Origin of the sequence: Amycolatopsis ultiminotia (assembly GCF_039536925.1) — a bacterium.
Classification (GTDB): domain Bacteria; phylum Actinomycetota; class Actinomycetes; order Mycobacteriales; family Pseudonocardiaceae; genus Amycolatopsis; species Amycolatopsis ultiminotia.
On the sequence record NZ_BAAAZN010000032.1, the window covers coordinates 1 to 17097 of the forward strand.

At 69.8% G+C, this 17097-nt stretch carries 19 protein-coding genes; 15 read left to right on the plus strand and 4 right to left on the minus strand.

Annotation, left to right across the window (positions count from 1 at the left end):
- Positions 1-41: 41 nt before the first annotated feature.
- Entirely contained in the window at positions 42-1181 is a 1140-nt protein-coding gene (locus tag ABD793_RS40805; protein WP_344869082.1) for a citrate synthase 2, read from the minus strand.
- 362 nt (positions 1182-1543) lie between these two features.
- On the opposite strand from ABD793_RS40805, the gene ABD793_RS40810 reads away from it, so the two are divergent.
- The 11 genes from ABD793_RS40810 to ABD793_RS40860 all read left to right on the plus strand — a co-directional run bounded on the left by ABD793_RS40810 (position 1544) and on the right by ABD793_RS40860 (position 10891).
- Complete coding sequence (locus tag ABD793_RS40810) at positions 1544-1846, plus strand: urease subunit gamma (protein ID WP_344869083.1); 303 nt, start codon at positions 1544-1546, stop codon at positions 1844-1846.
- A gap of 10 nt (positions 1847-1856) precedes the next feature.
- Entirely contained in the window at positions 1857-2153 is a 297-nt protein-coding gene (locus tag ABD793_RS40815) for an urease subunit beta (protein WP_344869085.1), read from the plus strand.
- The gene (locus tag ABD793_RS40820; RefSeq protein WP_344869086.1) at positions 2153-3874 is read left to right on the plus strand and encodes an urease subunit alpha; all 1722 of its coding nucleotides are present in this window, start codon (positions 2153-2155) and stop codon (positions 3872-3874) included. The genes ABD793_RS40815 and ABD793_RS40820 overlap by 1 nt, the downstream gene beginning before the upstream one ends.
- On the plus strand, positions 3874-4560 hold the full coding sequence (locus ABD793_RS40825; RefSeq protein ID WP_344869087.1) for an urease accessory protein UreF: 687 nt from the start codon (positions 3874-3876) through the stop codon (positions 4558-4560). The genes ABD793_RS40820 and ABD793_RS40825 overlap by 1 nt, the downstream gene beginning before the upstream one ends.
- Positions 4550-5251 carry an urease accessory protein UreG gene (ureG, locus tag ABD793_RS40830; protein WP_344869088.1) on the plus strand — a complete coding sequence of 234 codons (702 nt, stop codon included), beginning with the start codon at positions 4550-4552 and terminating at the stop codon, positions 5249-5251. The genes ABD793_RS40825 and ureG overlap by 11 nt, the downstream gene beginning before the upstream one ends.
- Complete coding sequence (locus tag ABD793_RS40835) at positions 5248-5949, plus strand: urease accessory protein UreD (RefSeq protein ID WP_344869089.1); 702 nt, start codon at positions 5248-5250, stop codon at positions 5947-5949. The genes ureG and ABD793_RS40835 overlap by 4 nt, the downstream gene beginning before the upstream one ends.
- 71 nt (positions 5950-6020) lie before the next feature.
- Entirely contained in the window at positions 6021-6638 is a 618-nt protein-coding gene (locus tag ABD793_RS40840; protein WP_344869157.1) for a TetR/AcrR family transcriptional regulator, read from the plus strand.
- A gap of 135 nt (positions 6639-6773) precedes the next feature.
- Complete coding sequence (gene pdxH, locus ABD793_RS40845; RefSeq protein ID WP_344869090.1) at positions 6774-7448, plus strand: pyridoxamine 5'-phosphate oxidase; 675 nt, start codon at positions 6774-6776, stop codon at positions 7446-7448.
- A 73-nt stretch (positions 7449-7521) separates the two neighbouring features.
- Positions 7522-8832 carry an MFS transporter gene (locus ABD793_RS40850; protein WP_344869092.1) on the plus strand — a complete coding sequence of 437 codons (1311 nt, stop codon included), beginning with the start codon at positions 7522-7524 and terminating at the stop codon, positions 8830-8832.
- Positions 8833-8926: 94 nt separating this feature from the next.
- Positions 8927-9487 (plus strand): DUF3558 family protein, encoded by a 561-nt coding sequence (locus ABD793_RS40855; RefSeq protein ID WP_344869093.1) that lies wholly within the window; start codon positions 8927-8929, stop codon positions 9485-9487.
- 42 nt (positions 9488-9529) lie between these two features.
- A complete protein-coding gene (locus tag ABD793_RS40860; RefSeq protein WP_344869095.1) occupies positions 9530-10891 on the plus strand; it encodes an APC family permease in 1362 nt (453 codons plus the stop codon).
- Positions 10892-10926: 35 nt separating this feature from the next.
- Here ABD793_RS40860 and ABD793_RS40865 read toward each other — a convergent pair whose 3' ends face one another.
- Positions 10927-11766, minus strand: coding sequence for an SDR family oxidoreductase (locus tag ABD793_RS40865; protein ID WP_344869096.1), 840 nt, complete (start codon positions 11764-11766; stop codon positions 10927-10929).
- 93 nt (positions 11767-11859) lie between these two features.
- Here ABD793_RS40865 and ABD793_RS40870 point away from each other — a divergent pair, with 93 nt between their 5' ends.
- Positions 11860-12237, plus strand: a complete 378-nt coding sequence (locus tag ABD793_RS40870; protein ID WP_344869097.1) for a winged helix-turn-helix transcriptional regulator — start codon at positions 11860-11862, stop codon at positions 12235-12237.
- A 17-nt stretch (positions 12238-12254) separates the two neighbouring features.
- The gene (locus tag ABD793_RS40875) at positions 12255-12821 is read left to right on the plus strand and encodes an AAA family ATPase (protein ID WP_344869098.1); all 567 of its coding nucleotides are present in this window, start codon (positions 12255-12257) and stop codon (positions 12819-12821) included.
- Positions 12822-12827: 6 nt separating this feature from the next.
- On the opposite strand, the gene ABD793_RS40880 is transcribed toward ABD793_RS40875, so the two are convergent.
- Positions 12828-14459 carry a thiamine pyrophosphate-binding protein gene (locus ABD793_RS40880; protein WP_344869100.1) on the minus strand — a complete coding sequence of 544 codons (1632 nt, stop codon included), beginning with the start codon at positions 14457-14459 and terminating at the stop codon, positions 12828-12830.
- Positions 14456-15262 carry a cyclase family protein gene (locus ABD793_RS40885; protein ID WP_344869102.1) on the minus strand — a complete coding sequence of 269 codons (807 nt, stop codon included), beginning with the start codon at positions 15260-15262 and terminating at the stop codon, positions 14456-14458. The genes ABD793_RS40880 and ABD793_RS40885 overlap by 4 nt, the downstream gene beginning before the upstream one ends.
- A gap of 112 nt (positions 15263-15374) precedes the next feature.
- Between ABD793_RS40885 and ABD793_RS40890 the strand changes: the two genes are divergently transcribed.
- Both ABD793_RS40890 and ABD793_RS40895 read left to right on the plus strand, forming a co-directional pair.
- Positions 15375-15938, plus strand: a complete 564-nt coding sequence (locus ABD793_RS40890; RefSeq protein WP_344869104.1) for a helix-turn-helix domain-containing protein — start codon at positions 15375-15377, stop codon at positions 15936-15938.
- A gap of 10 nt (positions 15939-15948) precedes the next feature.
- A complete protein-coding gene (locus tag ABD793_RS40895; protein ID WP_344869106.1) occupies positions 15949-17091 on the plus strand; it encodes an aminotransferase class V-fold PLP-dependent enzyme in 1143 nt (380 codons plus the stop codon).
- The last annotated feature ends 6 nt before the right edge of the window (positions 17092-17097 follow it).

Genomic DNA, 17097 nt, shown 5'->3' on the forward strand with positions numbered 1-17097 from the left:
CGCCCGGACCCTGCGTGGGTCCCGGCGTTTCGGTTTCGCTTTCAGTGCTTGGTGACGCTTGCCCAGCCCTCGACGTCTTCCGGCTTGCGCGGGGCAGGCCCGACGTACTTGGCCGACGGGCGGACGAGGCGGCCGGTCTTCTTCTGCTCCAGGATGTGCGCCGCCCAGCCCGCGGTACGGGCCGAGGAGAACATCGCGGGCATCATGTGCGGCGGAACCTGTGCGAAGTCCAGGATCACCGCGGCCCAGAATTCCACGTTCGTTTCGATCGGGTGGTCCGGACGGCGTTCCCGCAGCTCGGTCAGCGCGGCCTGCTCCAGTGCGGCGGCGACCTCGTAGCGTTCGGCGCCCAGTTCCTTGCAGGTGCGGCGCAGCACGCGGGCCCGCGGGTCCTCCGCGCGGTACACGCGGTGGCCGAAGCCCATCAGCCGCTCCTTGCGGTCGAGGATGCCCTTGACCAGGCCCGCGGCGTCACCGCTGCGCTCGACCTCCTCGATCATCGGCAGCACCCTGGCCGGGGCACCGCCGTGCAGCGGTCCGGACATCGCGCCGATCGCACCGGAGAGCGACGCGGCGACGTCGGCTCCGGTCGAGGCGATGACCCGCGCGGTGAAGGTGGACGCGTTGAGCCCGTGCTCGGCGGCGGACACCCAGTACGCGTCGAGCGCCTTGACGTGGTCCGGGTTCGGCTCACCGCGCCAGCGGATCAGGAACCGCTCGGTGATCGACGACGCCTCGTCCACCCGCGCCTGCGGCACGGCGGGCTCGTTCAGCCCGCGCGCGGACTGCGCGACGTAGGACAGCGCCATCACCGAGGCGCGGGCCAGCTGGTCGCGGGCCTCGTCGTCGGTGATGTCGAGCAGCGGGTGGAAGCCCCAGATCGGGGCGAGCATGGCGAGCGCGGACTGAACGTCCACGCGGACGTCCCCGGTGTGCACCGGAAGCGGGAACGGCTCGGCAGGCGGAAGCCCGCGCCCGAACCGGCTGTCGACCAGCAGGGCCCAGACGTCCCCGAAGGTCACCTTGCCCGCAAGATCCTCGATGTCGACGCCGCGATAGCGCAGTGCACCACCGTCCCGGTCGGGTTCGGCGATTTCGGTGTGGAATGCAACGACGCCTTCGAGTCCCGGCCGGAAGCCGTCGTCGGCCTGTTCGGTTTTGCTGGTCGTGGAGGTAGTCACTCTCGCGAACCCTTTCGATGCGCATTTCCCCGGCTGTGTTCTCACGCGCGCGGACGGGATACACGCTGGCTCCTGGCGCGCCTCATCGCACGGTGGACAAACCATGCTCCTCCGACCCACCCCGGGGCAACGGAAGAAGTCGTGGTTTCGGTCACGATTCCGAGAACGATTCAGCCGAGGCCCGGCGGAAACGGCAAGTTCTCCGGCAACCGGGGATGAACGGCCGGTGGCCGGGGGGTGCCCGCACCGCAGGTGAGCCGGGTGGCTGCGGACCTTGCGGGTGCGGTGGTCCGGTACGGCCGAGGTAAAACCTGTGTTTCCGAATCCGGTGGCCGGGCCGGGCAGGTGGTAGACCGGTGCTCATGCACCTCAGTCCGCAGGAACGGGACAAGCTGCTGGTCCACGTCGCGGCCGAGGTGGCTCGGCGGCGGCTCGAACGGGGTGTGCTGCTCAACTACCCCGAGGCCGTCGCGTTGATCACCGACCACGTGCTGGAAGGGGCGCGGGACGGGCGCACGGTCAGTGAGCTCGTGGCGAGCGGGCGCACCGTGCTCTCCAGCGCCGATGTCCTCGGCGGGGTGCCGGAGATGGTCGACTCCGTGCAGGTAGAGGCCACTTTCCCAGACGGCACGAAGCTCGTCACCGTGCACGATCCGATCGTTTAGGAGCAGCCGGATGCGTCCTGGCGAGATCATCCCCGGCGACCGGCCGGTGCCGCTCAACCCGGGGCGCCCGCGGGTCCGGCTGCTCGTGCGCAACCTCGGCGACCGGCCGGTCCAGGTCGGTTCGCACTACCACTTCGCAGTGTGCAACCCCGCGCTCGACTTCGACCGTGCGGCCGCTCGCGGGTGCCGGCTCGACGTGCCGGCGGGGACGTCCGTGCGGTTCGAACCCGGCGTCGAACGGGAGGTGGACCTCGTTCCGCTCGCCGGTCGCCGGCGGGTGCCGGGTTTGCGGAACGAGGCGCGCTGATGCCGGACCTCGACCGCACCCGCTACGCCGAGCTGTTCGGGCCGACCACCGGTGACCGGATCCGGCTCGCCGACACCGACCTGCTCATCGAGGTCACCGAAGACCGGTCGGTCGGCCCCGCGGGCAGCGGTGACGAGGTGCTGTTCGGCGGTGGCAAGGTGATCCGCGAATCCATGGGCCAGAGCCAGGCCACCCGCGCCGAGGGCACGCCCGACCTGATCATCACCGGCGCGGTGATCCTCGACCACTGGGGTGTGGTGAAGGCCGACGTCGGCGTCCGCGACGGGCGGATCACCGGGATCGGCAAGGCGGGCAATCCGGACACCATGGACGGCGTCGATCCGGCACTGGTGATCGGGCCGTCCACCGAGGTGCTCTCCGGCAACGGGCGGATCCTCACCGCCGGCGGGATCGACTGCCACGTGCACTTCATCTGCCCGCAGCTGGTGGACACCGCACTCGCCGCCGGGCTGACCACGCTGGTCGGCGGCGGCACCGGGCCGAACGAGGGCACCAGGGCGACCACGGTCACGCCGGGTTCCTGGCATCTCGGCCGCATGTTGTCCGCAATGGACGGTCAGCCGGTGAACGTGCTGTTGCTGGGCAAGGGCAATACCGTGCGCCAGGAGGCATTGCGTGAACAGCTGGCGGCCGGTGCGGGTGGGTTCAAACTGCACGAGGACTGGGGTTCCACGCCCGCCGCGATCGACGCCTGCCTCACCGTGGCAGGCGAATCCGGGGTGCAGGTGGCGATCCACACCGACACGCTCAACGAGGCGGGCTTCCTGGAGTCCACTGTGGATGCCATTGCCGGCCGGTCGATCAACGCCTACCACACCGAGGGTGCCGGCGGCGGGCACGCGCCGGACATCATCCGGGTCGCGGGCTTGCCGAACGTCCTGCCGTCCTCGACCAATCCGACCCGGCCGCACACCGCGAACACCCTCGACGAGCACCTCGACATGCTCATGGTGTGCCACCACCTCAACCCGTCGGTGCCCGAAGACCTGGCGTTCGCGGAAAGCCGGATCCGGCCGAGCACGATTGCCGCCGAGGACGTGCTGCACGATCTGGGCGCGATCTCGATGATGAGTTCCGATTCACAGGCGATGGGCCGGATCGGCGAGGTGATCATCCGCACCTGGCAGACCGCGCACGTGATGAAACGCCGTCGTGGCGCGCTGCCCGGCGACGGTGCCGCGGACAACCTGCGTGCCCGGCGTTACGTGGCGAAGTACACGATCAACCCGGCCATCGCGCACGGGATGTCCGGTGAGATCGGCTCGGTGGAGGTCGGCAAGCTGGCCGATCTCGTGCTGTGGGAACCGAAGTTCTTCGGGGTTCGTCCGCACGTGGTGCTCAAGGGCGGCTTCCCGGCGTGGGCCGCGATGGGCGACGCGAACGCCTCGATCCCCACGCCACAACCGGTGCTCGCGCGGCCGATGTTCGGGGCGGCGCCACCGGTCGCGGCCGCGTCCGGTCTGCACTTCGTCGCGCCGGAAGCGCTGGATTCCGGGTTGCCGGAACGGTTCGGTATCGCGCGCAGGCTGGTTGCGGTTGCCGACACACGTGGCCGCGGCAAGGCCGATATGGTGCTCAACGACGCCACCCCGGACATCCGGGTGGAGCCGGACAGCTTCGCGGTGCACGTGGACGGCGAGCTGATCGAACCGCAGCCGGTCACCGAACTGCCGATGGCACAGCGGTACTTCCTGTTCTGATGGACCTTTCCGCGCTGATCCTCGCCGACTCCCGGTTCCCGGGCGGTGGCCACGTGCATTCCGGCGGTCTCGAAGAGGCGGTCTCGCGTGGTCTGCTCAAGTCCGAACAGGACCTGCCGGGATTCCTCTTCGGACGGTTGCGCACGGCCGGTGCGCTGGCCGCGGTTTTTGCCGCAGCCGCCACGCATGCGGCGGCCAGGAACGTGCACAGTGCACAGTGGCGAACCCTGGATCTGGAACTCGACGCACGAACTCCCTCGCCGGCGCAACGGGAGGCCTCCCGGGCACAGGGCCGTGGAACCGCACGCGCCGGGCGGCTCGCGTGGCCGTCCCCGGTGCTGACCGCACTGCTGCGGGAGACCCCGCGCCCGCATCACGCGGTGATCTGCGGTGCGCTCGTCGGGATCGGCGGCGGGACGTCGTCGGAGGCGGCGATGGCGGTGGCCTACCTCGCGATCAGCGGTCCGGCGAGCGCGGCCGTCCGGTTGCTCGGACTCGATCCGTTTGCGGTGAACGCGGTGCTCGCACGGCTCGCCGAGCCACTGCGGGAAGTCTGTGCCGAAGCCGCGGAAAGTGCCGGTGCCGATCCGGCCGACCTGCCCGCTCCGGCGTCACCGGCGCTGGATCTGTTCGCCGAGGAACACGCTCGGCACCACCAGGAAGAGGTGCGTCTCTTTGCCAGCTAACCACGGTCACGGTCATGTGCATCCGGTCGATTTCGACCCCACCGCCGCGGGCCCGGACCACTACGAGGCCGAACCGAGTGCCGGACGGGCCTACCGCATCGGCATCGGCGGGCCGGTCGGCAGCGGCAAGACCGCGCTCACCGCGGCACTGTGCCGTGCGCTGGGCGGTGAGCTGAACCTGGCCGTGGTCACCAACGACATCTACACCACCGAGGACGCGGATTTCCTGCGCCGGGCAGGCGTTCTCGCACCGGAGCGGATCGAGGCGGTGCAGACCGGGGCCTGCCCGCACACCGCGATCCGCGACGACATCAGTGCGAACCTCGACGCGGTGGAGCGGCTGGAAGACCGGTTCCCCGGCCTGGACCTGGTGATCATCGAAAGCGGGGGTGACAACCTCACCGCGGTCTTCAGCCGCGGTCTCGCCGACAGTCAGATCTTCGTGGTCGACGTTGCCGGCGGGGACAAGGTCCCGCGCAAGGGCGGTCCCGGCGTGACCACGGCAGACCTGTTGGTGATCAACAAAACCGACCTCGCACCGCTCGTCGGCGCCGATCTGACCGTGATGACCGCCGATGCACATCGGATGCGGGGCACGCTTCCGGTGCTCGCACAGTCTCTTGTGGACACTCCGGATGCGCCGGTGGTTGCGGACTGGGTGCGGTCGCTGCTTCCGGTGCACCACGGGTGAAGGCGCACGCGCGGCTGGTCGCCTGTCTCGAGGGCGGGCGTACCGTGCTGCGGGAGCTGCGTTCGATGGCGCCACTCACGCTCTTTCCCCGACGGCACAACGGAACCGGGGCCGTGGTGCACCTGGTCAACTCGGCCACCAGTCCGCTGGGCGGGGATGAGCTGCGTCTCGACGTGCACGTCGGGCCGGGGGCGAGGCTGCGGCTTTCCGGAGTCGCAGCGACGCTCGCGCTGCCCGGCATGCACGGCGAACCCAGCTCCTGCATCGTGGACGTCGAAGTCGAGGACGGTGCTTCACTGGAGTACCTGCCCGAGCCGACGGTCGTGACTGCGCGCGCGGACCACGCCGCGGTGCTCCGCGCCACGCTGGCGGAAAATTCTCGTTTCCACACCCGGGAAGTGCTCGTGCTCGGTCGTGCGGGTGAACGGCCGGGACGGCTGCGCAGCACGGTGCGCGTGACGCGGGGCGGAGTCCCGGCACTGCACCAGACGCAGACCGTCGGAGATCCCGCGCTGGACGGTGCGCTGACCGTGCTCGCCGGGCACCGGGTGCTCGCCACGGACCTCGACTTCGGTGGTCCGGCCCGGCCCGCGGCATCGGGTGCGTGGTGGTCCCGTACCCCGCTGGCCGCGGGTGGCACGCTCACCACCGCGTTGGCAGCGGATGCCGTTGTTGCCTTGAAAAGCCTCTCCTGCTAGAAATTCGTGCCCTGGCCGGTGTGTGCGCACGCTTTTGGTCAGGCACATTTTCATTAGTGGGAAGGGAACCTGTGGCCCGTACCTACGGTGGCGTCTCGCCCGAGCGCAGGCGCGCCGAGCGGCGGGAGCGCCTGCTGGCCGCGGCACTCGAGCTCTTCACCGAGAAGGGCTTCCGGCGCACGAGGATCACCCAGCTGTGCAGCCGGGCAGGAGTGTCCACGCGGAACTTCTACGAGGAGTTCGGCGGGCTGGAGGAGGTTCTGCGGATCCTGCACGACCGGAGCAACTCGCTGGCGCTGCGGCACGTCACCGCCGCGCTGAAGGAGGGGCCCGACGCCGATGCGATGGCGCGGACCGAGCGGCTGCTGGAGGTGTTCGTGGCCACCGTCACGAGCGATCCGCGGATGCCCCGGCTCAACTACGTGGAAGTGGTCGGGGTCAGCCCGGAGATGGAAGCGCAGCGCCAGGTCTGGGTCCACCGCTGGGCCGGCTTCATCGAGAAGCAGGCCCGCCGGGCGGTGGCCGCGGGCATCGCGCCCGACCGCGACTACCGGCTGACTGCGATCGCACTCGTCGGCGCCGCGACCGGACTGCTGCGGGAATGGCAGGCGCACGAGCCGCCGCTGCCGGTCGAGGACGTGACCAAGGAGCTGCGCGAGCTCATGCTCGCCGCGATCACCCGCCCGTGACCTGGATCGATCAGGGCGTGCTCGGCGTGGCAGGAGTCACCGTTCGGTGGGTTTCGCCGGGCACGGCGAGCCAATACCGTCGGCGGATAGCCGTGAGTCGAGAACTCTGCCAGGGGTGACGAGAGGTTGGGCCGGATGACACCGGAGATCGACGAGGTGGCCGACGCGATCGTGCGGCTGCCCGGCATGCGGGTGGCTTACGACGGCGCGCCGTTCGACGAGTCGGCGCTGGCCTCGACGTGGACCGAGCAGCTGCAGAACTGGCTGAGCCAGGCGGTCTCCGAGGGCCTTGCCGAGCCCAACGCGATGGTGCTCGCCACCGCCGATGCCGAGGGGCGGCCCTCCTCGCGCACGGTGCTGTGCAAAGGACTCGACGAGCGCGGTGTCGTCTTCTACACGAACTACACCTCGGAGAAGAGTCACAACCTCACGGCCACCCGCTACGCGTCGGTCACCTTCCCCTGGTATGGGCTGCACCGGCAGGTCACAGTGCGCGGTGAGGTGGAGAAGGTCGGTGCGGGCGAGACGGCCGCCTACTGGGCCCAGCGTCCGCGCGGCTCGCAGCTGGGCGCGTGGGCCTCACCGCAGTCGCGGGTGGTCGACGGCAGGCGCGCGCTGAACAATGCCCTGCGCACGGTCGAGCGCCAGTTCGCCGAAGTCGAGCAGATCCCGGCCCCGCCGCACTGGGGCGGCTGGCGGATCCGGCCGGACTACGTGGAGTTCTGGCAGGGCCGGGAAGACCGTATGCACGACCGGCTCCGCTTCCACCGCACGCACGACGGCTGGCACGTGGAGCGGCTCGCCCCCTGAGCATCCGCGGCAGTGCTACCGAGTGCGAAATCACCTGGCCGATAGTTGGTTAGCGTAGCTAAAGTCGACAGCCGTGAGTGCTGAACCCGGGACCGGGGAGCCCCGCGGCAGGGCACGGAAGCTCCTCGGCCGGATCATCGTCGACACCCGACCGCTGAAGATCCCGGCGTTCCGCAGGCTGTGGATGTCCACCGCGGTCACCGCGGTCGGCTCGCAGCTGACCGCGGTCGCGGTGCCGAAGCAGATCTTCGATCTGACCGGTTCGTCCGGGTACGTCGGGCTCACCGGCGCGGTGGCGCTGGTACCGCTGCTCGTGTTCGGGCTGTGGGGCGGGGCGATCGCGGACGCGGTCGACCGCCGCAAGCTGCTGCTGATCACCAATGTCGGCGTGGCGGTCACCTCGGCGCTGCTGTGGCTGCAGGCCTTCGCCGGGTTCGACTCGGTGTGGCTGGTGCTCGGGCTGCTGGCCGCCAACCAGGCATTCTTCGCGATCAACATGCCCACCCGTGGCGCGGTCGTCGCGCGGCTCGTCCCGGCGTCGTTGTTGCCGTCGGCGAACGCGCTCAACACCACGATGTCCACCTTCGGTGCGGTGTTCGGCCCGTTGTTCGGCGGTGCGCTGATCCCGGTGATCGGCCTGTCCACGCTGTACCTCGTCGACGTCTGCGCGCTGCTGATCACGCTGGTCGCAGTGTGGCGGCTGCCTGCCATCCCGCCGCTCGGGGACAAGTCGCGGGGTGCGGGGCTGGGCTCGGTGGTCGACGGGTTCCGCTACCTGGCCACGCAGAAGGTGCTGCTCGCGTCGTTCGTGGCGGACATCATCGCGATGGTCGCCGGTATGCCGCGGGCGCTGGTGCCGGAGATGGCCGAACGCACCTTCGGCGATCCGCCCGGTGGTGGTCCCGCGCTCGGACTGCTCTACGCGGCGTTGCCCGCGGGGGCGATGCTGATCGGCCTGTTCTCCGGCTGGCTGCATCGGGTGTACCGGCACGGCGTGGCGGTGGTCGTGGCGATCTGCCTGTGGGGTGCCGCGGTGGCGGCCTTCGGCCTCGCGCACTCGCTGTGGCTCGCGGTGGTGTTCATGGCGCTCGCCGGCGCGGCCGACATGGTCAGCGCGGTGTACCGGCAGGCGATCCTGCAGACCGCGACCACCGACGAGATGCGTGGCCGGCTGCAGGGTGTGTTCACCGTGGTCGTCGCGGGCGGGCCGCGGATCGCCGACCTCACGCACGGCTGGGCGGCGGCCACCTGGGGCACCGCGTTCGCGGCCACCGCGGGCGGGCTGCTGGTGATCGTGTTCGTGATCGGTGCGACCTTGCTGCTCCCGGCGTTCTGGCGGTACCGGGCACCGGTCGCGGAGGACGACGTCGCCGCCACCGCCTGAGCTGAAGCCGCCGGGCGGCGTTCCCGTGCTGGTGACCGGTGCTATCGCGGACCGGGCCCGAAGGCGCTGCTCCAAACGGCCTAGTATGCGCGGCATGCGTGCCTTACCGATCGCGTTGCTGGTCGCCGCCGCCGCGCTCGCCGCCTGTTCGTCGGGTGACCAGCAGGCCTCCGCCCCCAAACCGTCCTCGTCCGCCCCCGCTTCGTCCGCTGCCTCGTCCGCTCCGGCCGGGAAGCAGGCGGACACCTGCTCGCTGCTGTCCGCGGACGAGGTGGGCAAGGCGATCAACATCCCCGGTGTCACGGCGAAACCGGGTCCGACCGAGAACAACGCGAGCAACGGCGGCAAGGCCACCAGCTGTGAGTACCTGGTCGGCGACAAGCAGGCCGGCGCGCTCGCGGTGACCCGCTACGAGGGACGTCAGGCCAAGCCGGCGGAGATGATCGCCGCGGTCAAGCAGGCCAAGGCCGGCGCGGTGGACGTGCCGGGCTTCCCGGACGGCGCGGTGTACTACCAGGACCAGCAGAAGACCGCCACGCTCGCCGCGGCCAAGCTCGCCGACGGTATTCCGGTGCTGATCAACTACACCGGCCCGGTCAAGATGACGCAGCAGATGATGGCTCCGCTGGTCCGTACCGCGGTCACCGGAGCCTGACCGACTTTCCGCACCCGGCGGGACAAGGCAGACTCTTCGCCCATGGCGGAGGTAAGCGTGTCAACGCCGCGGCCGGAGGAACCGCAGCTGCGGCGCGTCATGGGGCCGAAGCTGCTGCTGTTCTTCGTGGTCGGCGACATCATCGGCACCGGCGTGTACGCGCTGACCGGGCAGGTCGCGGGCCGGGTCGGCGGGGCGCTGTGGCTGCCGTTCCTGCTGGCGTTCGTGGTTGCCTTCATGACCGCGTTCAGCTATCTCGAACTCGTCGGCAAGTACCCGCGGGCGGCCGGCGCGGCGCTGTACACGAACAAGGCGTTCGGGGTGCCGTTCCTGACCTTCATGGTCGCGTTCGCGGTGATGTGCTCCGGCATCACGTCGGCGTCCTCGGCCGCGGTCGCGTTCGGCGCCACCTACCTCGCCGCCTTCGTAAAGCTGCCGACGGTGCTGGTGGCCATCGCCTTCGTGCTCCTGCTGGCGTTGGTGAACTTCCGCGGCGTCGGCGAATCGGTGAAGGCCAACGTGGTGCTCACCTGCATCGAGCTGTCCGGGCTGCTGATCATCATCGGCGTGGGCGTGTGGGCGGTGCTGAACGGCGAAGGTGAGCCTGCCCGGCTGGTCGAGGTCGACACCGCGGACCAGACCTGGCTGGTGGCCATCACCTCGGCCACCTCGCTGGCCTTCTTCGCGATGGTGGGTTTCGAGGATTCGGTCAACATGGCCGAGGAGTGTCACGAACCGGTGCGCATCTTCCCGCGCGCGATGCTGTGGGGCATGGTCGTCGCCGCGACCGTCTACGTGCTGGTGTCGGTGACCTCCTCGCTGCTCGTGCCGGCCGGTGACCTGGCCTCGGCCGAGAGCGACGCCCTGCTGAAGGTCCTCGACGTGGGTGCGCCCGGCTTCCCGCGCGAGATCTTCTCCGCGATCGGCCTGTTCGCGGTGATCAACTCCGCGCTGATCAACATGCTGATGGCCAGCAGGCTGCTGTACGGGCTGGCGAACGAGCGGGTGCTGCCGCCGATCTTCGGCCGGGTCCACCCGGCCCGGCGCACGCCGTGGGTGTCGATCGTGTTCACCAGCCTGATCGCGATTGTCCTGGTGTCCTTCGCGGACATCAGCGCACTCGGCGGCACCACCGCACTGCTGTTGCTCGTGGTGTTCGCCATCGTCAACGTCGCGGTGCTGGTGTTGCGCCGGGACCGGGTGGCACACCGGCATTTCCGCGCTCCCACGGTGATCCCGGCGCTGGCCGCGGTGTTCTGCCTGTACCTGGTGAGCCCGTTCTCCGGCCGCCCGGCGCAGGACTACCGGGTGGCGGCGATCCTGCTCGCGGTAGGAGTGCTGTTGTGGCTGGTGAACTGGCTGGTGAAACGGATACTGGCCGGCGGCGGGACGGCCGAAGGCTAGGGGCGGTTCGTCCGGCGGAGCCACAACGGAACTTCTCAGCCGAACGCGGCGAGGTGGTCGTCGAGGAATTCACGCAGGCTGCGTGGCTGGGTGCCGGTGATCGTTGTGATGTCGCCGGACAGCCATTCCGCGTCGCCGTTGGCGATCAGCTCGAACACGTGGGCGTTCGACGTGGCGACCGGCTCCGGGACGCCGGCTTCGAGCATCGCCTTCCGGTGTGTGCCGGGCGAGATCGCGTGGTAGTCGATCTTGTGGCCGAGCGCGGCGGTGAGGGCGTCCGCGACATCGGTGTAGGTGATCAGCTCCGGGCCGGTGAGCAGGTAGCTGCGGCCCGCGTGCCCGCTCGGCGAGGCGGCGATCGCGGCCGCGGTGGCGGCGACGTCGCGGGCGTCGACCATGCCGAACCGGCCGTCGCCGGTGGACATCGTGAAGCCGTGCGACTGCTTGACCTCCGGGGCGATCGCGAAGAGGTTCTGCATGAACAGATTCGGTCCGAGCAGGGTGTGCGCCACGCCGGTGGCGCGCAGGTGTGCCTCGATCCGGGCGTGGTCGCGGCGCCGGGGGACCGGGGAGTCCGCGGTCGCCTTGTGGTTGGTGACCTTCACGATGTGGCCCACCCCGTGCCGGACGGCGCTGTCGATCACCGCGATCTCCTGGCTCGGCACCGACGGGCTGATCAGCAGGAGCGTCGTGACGCCGGACAGCGCGTCGTCGAGTGTCTCGGGGAGGTCGAAATCGCCGACGGCCACCTCTGCACCGCCCTGCGGTGCGCGCGCCGGGTCACGGACGAGCGCCCGCGTCGGAAGCTGCTTCGCGGTGAGCAGCCGGACCGCCTCCGAGCCGATTTTCCCGGAAGCCCCGGTCACCAGAATCATCATCTTCTCCTTCGGTAACGACAGCGTGCTTGGAGCCTGCCCGAAGTCGATATCCGTTGTGAAGAAGGCACCCCACAGATACATTGGTACCTGATGGATACTGACTTACCGCAGACCTACGCAAGCGGCTGCCCGTCCAGGACGGTCGTCGACGTGCTGGCGAACAAGTGGGTGCTGTACGTGCTCAGCGTCCTCAACAGCAGTGCGCGGCCGCTGCGTTTCACCGAGCTTCGCCGCCACATCGAGGGAGTGACCCAGAAATCCCTGACTCAGGCGCTGCGCAACCTCGAGCGAGACGGGCTGATCAGCCGCACCGTCTACCCCACGATCCCGCCGCGCGTCGAATACGCCCGTACCGACCTCGGCGCCGACATCGGCCGGCTCACCGCCGAGATCGCCGACTGGTCCCGCTCCAACGCGCGCCGGATCCTTGCCGCCCGCGCGACTTACGACGCCCCCGAATCCGCCTAGCCCTCGGCTGACCTCGGATGCGGGTAGTACTGATCGGCGGCACGTCGAATGTCGGCAAATCCACGGCTGCGCGGCAACTCGCCGTGCGGCTCGGCTTCGCGTACCAGTCGACCGACCACCTGGCCCGGCATCCCGGCCGTCCCTGGCGCACGCCGGACCGCGAGGTACCCCCGCACGTCGTCGAGCACTACGCGACGCTGACCGTCGACGAACTGCTCGACTCCGTGCACGCGCATTACGCCCGGCTGTGGCCGCGGATCGAAGAACTGATCACCACACATCCGGGGCTGGTGCTCGAAGGGTCCGCGCTGTGGCCTGTGCCGGTCTCCGCGCTGGACCTGCCGGACGTGGCCGCGGTGTGGCTCACTGCAGACGAAGCAGTGCTGCGGGCGCGTATACACGGTGCTGCCGGATACGCCGAACTCCTTGCGCACGAACGTTTTCTGGTCGACCAATTCCTGGCTCGCACAGTGCGGTTCCAGGAGCGGCTGCAGGAGCTCGTCGTCGAGCGGGGACTGACTCGGCTCGACGTCAGCGACGGTGGTGCGGTCGCGGACGCGGTGCTGGCTGCCGTGCCTCGCTGACCGGTTTCAGTGTCGTGTCATCGCTGCCCGGTGCCACCACGCGCTGAAGCCGACGATCTTCGCGTCGACCACGAGCGGGCGCGTCAGCCCGGCCGAGACCCTGGCGGCCACCTCGGCCAGGTCGGCTTGCCTGCGGACGCTCACCCCGTCGCAGCCGTAGCCGCGGGCGATCGCGGCGAGGTCGGTGTCCGGGAACCGGACGGTATCCGCCGGATGGCCGTCGGGCTCGAAGAAGTACACCTCGGCGCCGTAGGCGTGGTCGTTGTAGACGACGATCAGCATCGGCAGCTGCAACCGCACGGCGGTCTCGAGTTCCGAGATACTCATCAGGAATCCGCCGTCCCCGCAGGCCGCGACCGGGAAGCGGGCAGGCTGGGCGAGCGCCGCGCCGATCGTGGTCGCCAGTCCGAGGCCGATCGACTGGAACGCCTGGGTGAAGCAGCACCCGTTCTCGTCCGGGACGTCGAGGTACATGGTCGGAAACCCCATGAAATTGCCGGAATCCACGCCGAGCACACGGTTCGCCGGCACGAGCTCGTCCAGTGCGATCGACAGGGTCCGTGGATCGATCGCGTCCGCCGTCCCGGCGTCCGGGTAGGGCTGCTCGCGCCAGTGCAACCCGTGCACGAGCTGCGCGTTGGCACGATAACCGGCACTGCGGTGGTTGTCTTCGTTCAGCCGCTGGGAAACGGCCCGCGCGGTCTCCGCGACGTCGCCGACGATCCCGAGCGCCACCGGGCGGTTCCGCCCGATCGCCGCCGCCTCCAGGTCGACCTGCACCAGCGTCGTCTCCGCACCGATCAGCTGCCCGTGCGCGGTCGTCCAGTCGTTCAGCGCGGAACCCCAGCCGACCAGGAGATCCGCGCCGCGGATGAGTTCCGCCGCCGGAGGCGAGGAAAACCCGCCGGAAACGCCGATCGCCCACGGCTCTCCGGCGAACAGTCCTTTCGCGACTGCGCCTTCGGCGAGCAGTGCACCGCAGAGGTCTGCCAGCTCCACCAACGCTTCCCGGGCGGAACGCGCACCGCGGCCACCGAGGAAGACCGGGCGGTTCGCTTGTCGCAACGCAGTAACAAGTGCCTCGACGTCCTGTTCGGACGCACACGGGTACGGTAGCGGCTCGATCGGCGCCAGCTCGTCGAGGAGGCGTTCGTCGAACGATTCCGCCTGCACGTCGAGCGGAAGTCGCACCAGGACAGTGCGCCGATCTCGCCGCGCCTGGGTGAAGGCGCGCCGGACGTCGTCGAGTGCGGTCTGCGCCGAACGCACGAGAACGCCGGCTGCGCCGACCGAACGGGCAAGGCCGTCCTGGTCGATGTGGAAGTTCGAGAGCGGATCGGTGGCCTCGCCGGTGACCACCAGCAACGGCGTGCGGCTCTTCGCCGCCTCGCCGAGACCGGTGACCGCATTGCCCAGCCCGCAACCTTGGTGCACCGAAACGACAGCTACCTCGCCACTGCACCGGGCGTAGGCGTCCGCCATCGTGGTGGCGCCGCCCTCGTGCCGGGCCGCGACGAACTCGACGCCGCCGCGGACCAGACCGTTGGTGAAGTGGAAGTTGCCGCTGCCGACCACGCCGAATGCCCGCCGGACGCCGAACCGGCCCAGTGCGACCCCGACCGCCTGCGCCACGTTCACGACTGTCCCTCCACAGTGGACGACGCAATGGCGAGTACCCTTGCCGGGCTGCCGGTGCCGCCGACGATCGGCAGCGGACACACCACCACGAGCGCCCCGGAGGCGGGCAGCGTGCCGAGGTTCTGCAGCGACGTGACACCGTACTTGTCCGCGCCGAGCAGAAAGTGGTGCGCGGGCATCGGCGGGTCGAGCGCGAACCCGTTGCCCGCGTCGATCCCGACCGTTTCCACGCCGTAGCCGGCAATCGGCGTTTCCTGCGCGAGCCAGCGTGCCGCGGCCGCGGAGATGCCGGGTGTGTGGCTCACGCCGTCGGTGGTGTTGAGGAACGCGTCGCGGTCCTGGGCGTAGCGCTCCCAGCCGGAGCGCACCAGCAGCCAGCCGCCCGCACGCAGCGGCCCGTGCTCGGCCTCCCACGCGCGGATGTCCTCGATCTCCAGCAGGAAGTCCGGATCTTCGGCGACCCGCGCGGACACGTCGAGGACGTGCGCCGGTCCGATCAGCCGGCCGACCGGGAGCTGCGCGGTGTCGGCACCGTCGCGATTGGAGATCCAGTGCCGCGGGGCGTCCAGGTGGGTGCCGATGTGCTCCCCGGTGTGGATGTTGTGGTGCCGCCACAGCGGACCGGCGTCGTCGAACGCACTGACCTGTTCGAGGCTGAAGTCGACGAGGTTCGCGTAGGGCTCGGGCAGCCGCAGCGTCGGGGTCTCCGCACTGAGTTTGTTCGTCAGGTCGACGACTCGCAGCCCGCCTTCGCTCAGGTGGGTCAGGAGCTGCTCGACCGCAGTTTCGGCGGGGATGCTCATCGCGACATCCTCTCTATCTCGTGTCTGTGACGGTCGTTGACAAAGCGGTAGACCATATCTACAGTACCGGGTTCAACCGTACTGACGGAAGAGTCGCGGGGACGGTTCGACGATGACCGGCACGGATCCATGCACTGACCGGCTAGGCGAACGAATCCGCCTGCTGCGCACGGCAAAATCACTGACGATCCGGGAACTCGCCGCACGGGCGGGGGTGTCCACCGGATTGATCAGCCAGGTTGAACGTGGGCTCACCGATCCCAGCCTGCAGACTGCGCGGGTACTGGCGAAGGCGCTCGAGACGCCGTTGTTCGACCTGTTCGCCGAACCGGACCGGTCCGAAGTGGCGGTGGTGCGCAAGGACCGCCGCCTCCGGCAGCAGTCGCCGCACGGCGAGATCTCCTACGCCCGCCTGTCACCCGGTTCCGGCAGGCTGGAACTGCTCGAAGGGACGCTGCAACCGGGTGGGGTGTCGTCCGGGCGGCCGTGGACGCATCCCTCCGAGGAGTGCGTCGTGGTGACCAGCGGGGCACTCGTGGCCGAGGTGGATGGCGCCGAACACCGGCTGGCCACCGGCGATTCGTGCTACTTCGATTCGCGGCTGCCGCACCGCTACCGCAACGACGAGGCGGGCCCGGTCACGTTCTTCGTGGCCATCACCCCGCCCGGTTACTGAACGGAGCATCGTGACCGACCACCCCAGCCCGGCCGGGTTCCGGGCGCACTTTCCCGCCTTCGCCGACACGGTGCACCTCGCCAGCTGCAGCCAGGGTGCGCTGTCGGACGCGCTGACCGCCGAGCTGCTCGAGTTCCAGCACACGATCCGCGAACACGGTGCGCCATGGGACCGGTGGATGGCGAAGGTCGCCGAGGCGAGGGCCGCGTTCGCCCGGCTGATCGGCGCGGACACCGACGACATCGCCGTCGTGCCGTCCGCGTCGGAGGGGGCTTACCAGGTCGCCGCCACGCAGTCGTGGACCGAACGGCCCGGGTTGCTCACCACGGACCTGGAATTCCCGTCGCTGGCGCACGTCTGGCTCGCCCAGCGGGGCCGCGGCGCCGACGTCCGGTTCGTCGCCCACCGCGGCGGGCTGGTCGACGCCGAGGATTACGCAGCCCTGCTCACCGACGACACCCGGCTGGTGTCCGTGCCGTTGATCAGCTACGCCAACGGCTTGCGGTTCCCGGTCCCGGAAATCACGGCGTCGGCTCGCGAACACGGCGCACGGACGTTCGTCGACGCCTACCAGGGTCTCGGTGTCGAGCCGGTCGATGTCGCGCAGCTCGGCTGCGATTATCTGGTCAGCGGCAGCCTGAAATACCTGCTGGGCATCTCCGGAATCGCGTTCCTGTACGTCCGCCCCGGATTGCGTGACGCCGTCTCGCCGGCGCTGACCGGCTGGTTCGGCCGGACGAACCCGTTCGAATTCGATCCGCGCCACCTCGACTACCCCGACCACGCCCGGCGGTTCGAGACCGGGACGCCGTCGATCCCCTCGGCCTACGGCGCGGTCGCCGGGCTGGCACTGGTGCATCGGCTGGATTCGGCGCAGGTGCGCGATCACCTGCGGATGCTGACCGGGCAGCTGCAGCAGCGGCTGCTCGACGCCGGTGAACGGCTCCGCTCGCCGCTGGCCGACGCCCGGCGCGGTCCGCTCGTCGCGCTCGTCGACCGGGATCCCGACGCGCTCGCCGGGTACCTCGCCCGGCGCCGGATCGTCTGCAGTGCCCGCGGCGACGTGCTACGGATGTCCTTCCACTACTACAACGACGAATCCGACCTCGACGCCGTCGTCAATGCGATCGCCGAGTACCGGTCGGGCCGGTAGGGAGCA

What these genes read in the sequence shown, in the direction of transcription:
- ABD793_RS40825 (WP_344869087.1), top strand. Translation starts at nt 3,874, where the DNA reads ATGGACCTTTCCGCGCTGATCCTCGCCGACTCCCGGTTCCCGGGCGGT.
- ABD793_RS40860 (WP_344869095.1), top strand. Translation starts at nt 9,530, where the DNA reads ATGGCGGAGGTAAGCGTGTCAACGCCGCGGCCGGAGGAACCGCAGCTG.
- ABD793_RS40890 (WP_344869104.1), top strand. Translation starts at nt 15,375, where the DNA reads ATGACCGGCACGGATCCATGCACTGACCGGCTAGGCGAACGAATCCGC.
- ABD793_RS40865 (WP_344869096.1), bottom strand. Translation starts at nt 11,766, where the DNA reads ATGATTCTGGTGACCGGGGCTTCCGGGAAAATCGGCTCGGAGGCGGTC.
- ABD793_RS40810 (WP_344869083.1), top strand. Translation starts at nt 1,544, where the DNA reads ATGCACCTCAGTCCGCAGGAACGGGACAAGCTGCTGGTCCACGTCGCG.
- ABD793_RS40855 (WP_344869093.1), top strand. Translation starts at nt 8,927, where the DNA reads ATGCGTGCCTTACCGATCGCGTTGCTGGTCGCCGCCGCCGCGCTCGCC.
- ABD793_RS40870 (WP_344869097.1), top strand. Translation starts at nt 11,860, where the DNA reads ATGGATACTGACTTACCGCAGACCTACGCAAGCGGCTGCCCGTCCAGG.
- ABD793_RS40815 (WP_344869085.1), top strand. Translation starts at nt 1,857, where the DNA reads ATGCGTCCTGGCGAGATCATCCCCGGCGACCGGCCGGTGCCGCTCAAC.
- pdxH (WP_344869090.1), top strand. Translation starts at nt 6,774, where the DNA reads ATGACACCGGAGATCGACGAGGTGGCCGACGCGATCGTGCGGCTGCCC.
- ABD793_RS40820 (WP_344869086.1), top strand. Translation starts at nt 2,153, where the DNA reads ATGCCGGACCTCGACCGCACCCGCTACGCCGAGCTGTTCGGGCCGACC.
- ABD793_RS40875 (WP_344869098.1), top strand. Translation starts at nt 12,255, where the DNA reads ATGCGGGTAGTACTGATCGGCGGCACGTCGAATGTCGGCAAATCCACG.
- ABD793_RS40885 (WP_344869102.1), bottom strand. Translation starts at nt 15,262, where the DNA reads ATGAGCATCCCCGCCGAAACTGCGGTCGAGCAGCTCCTGACCCACCTG.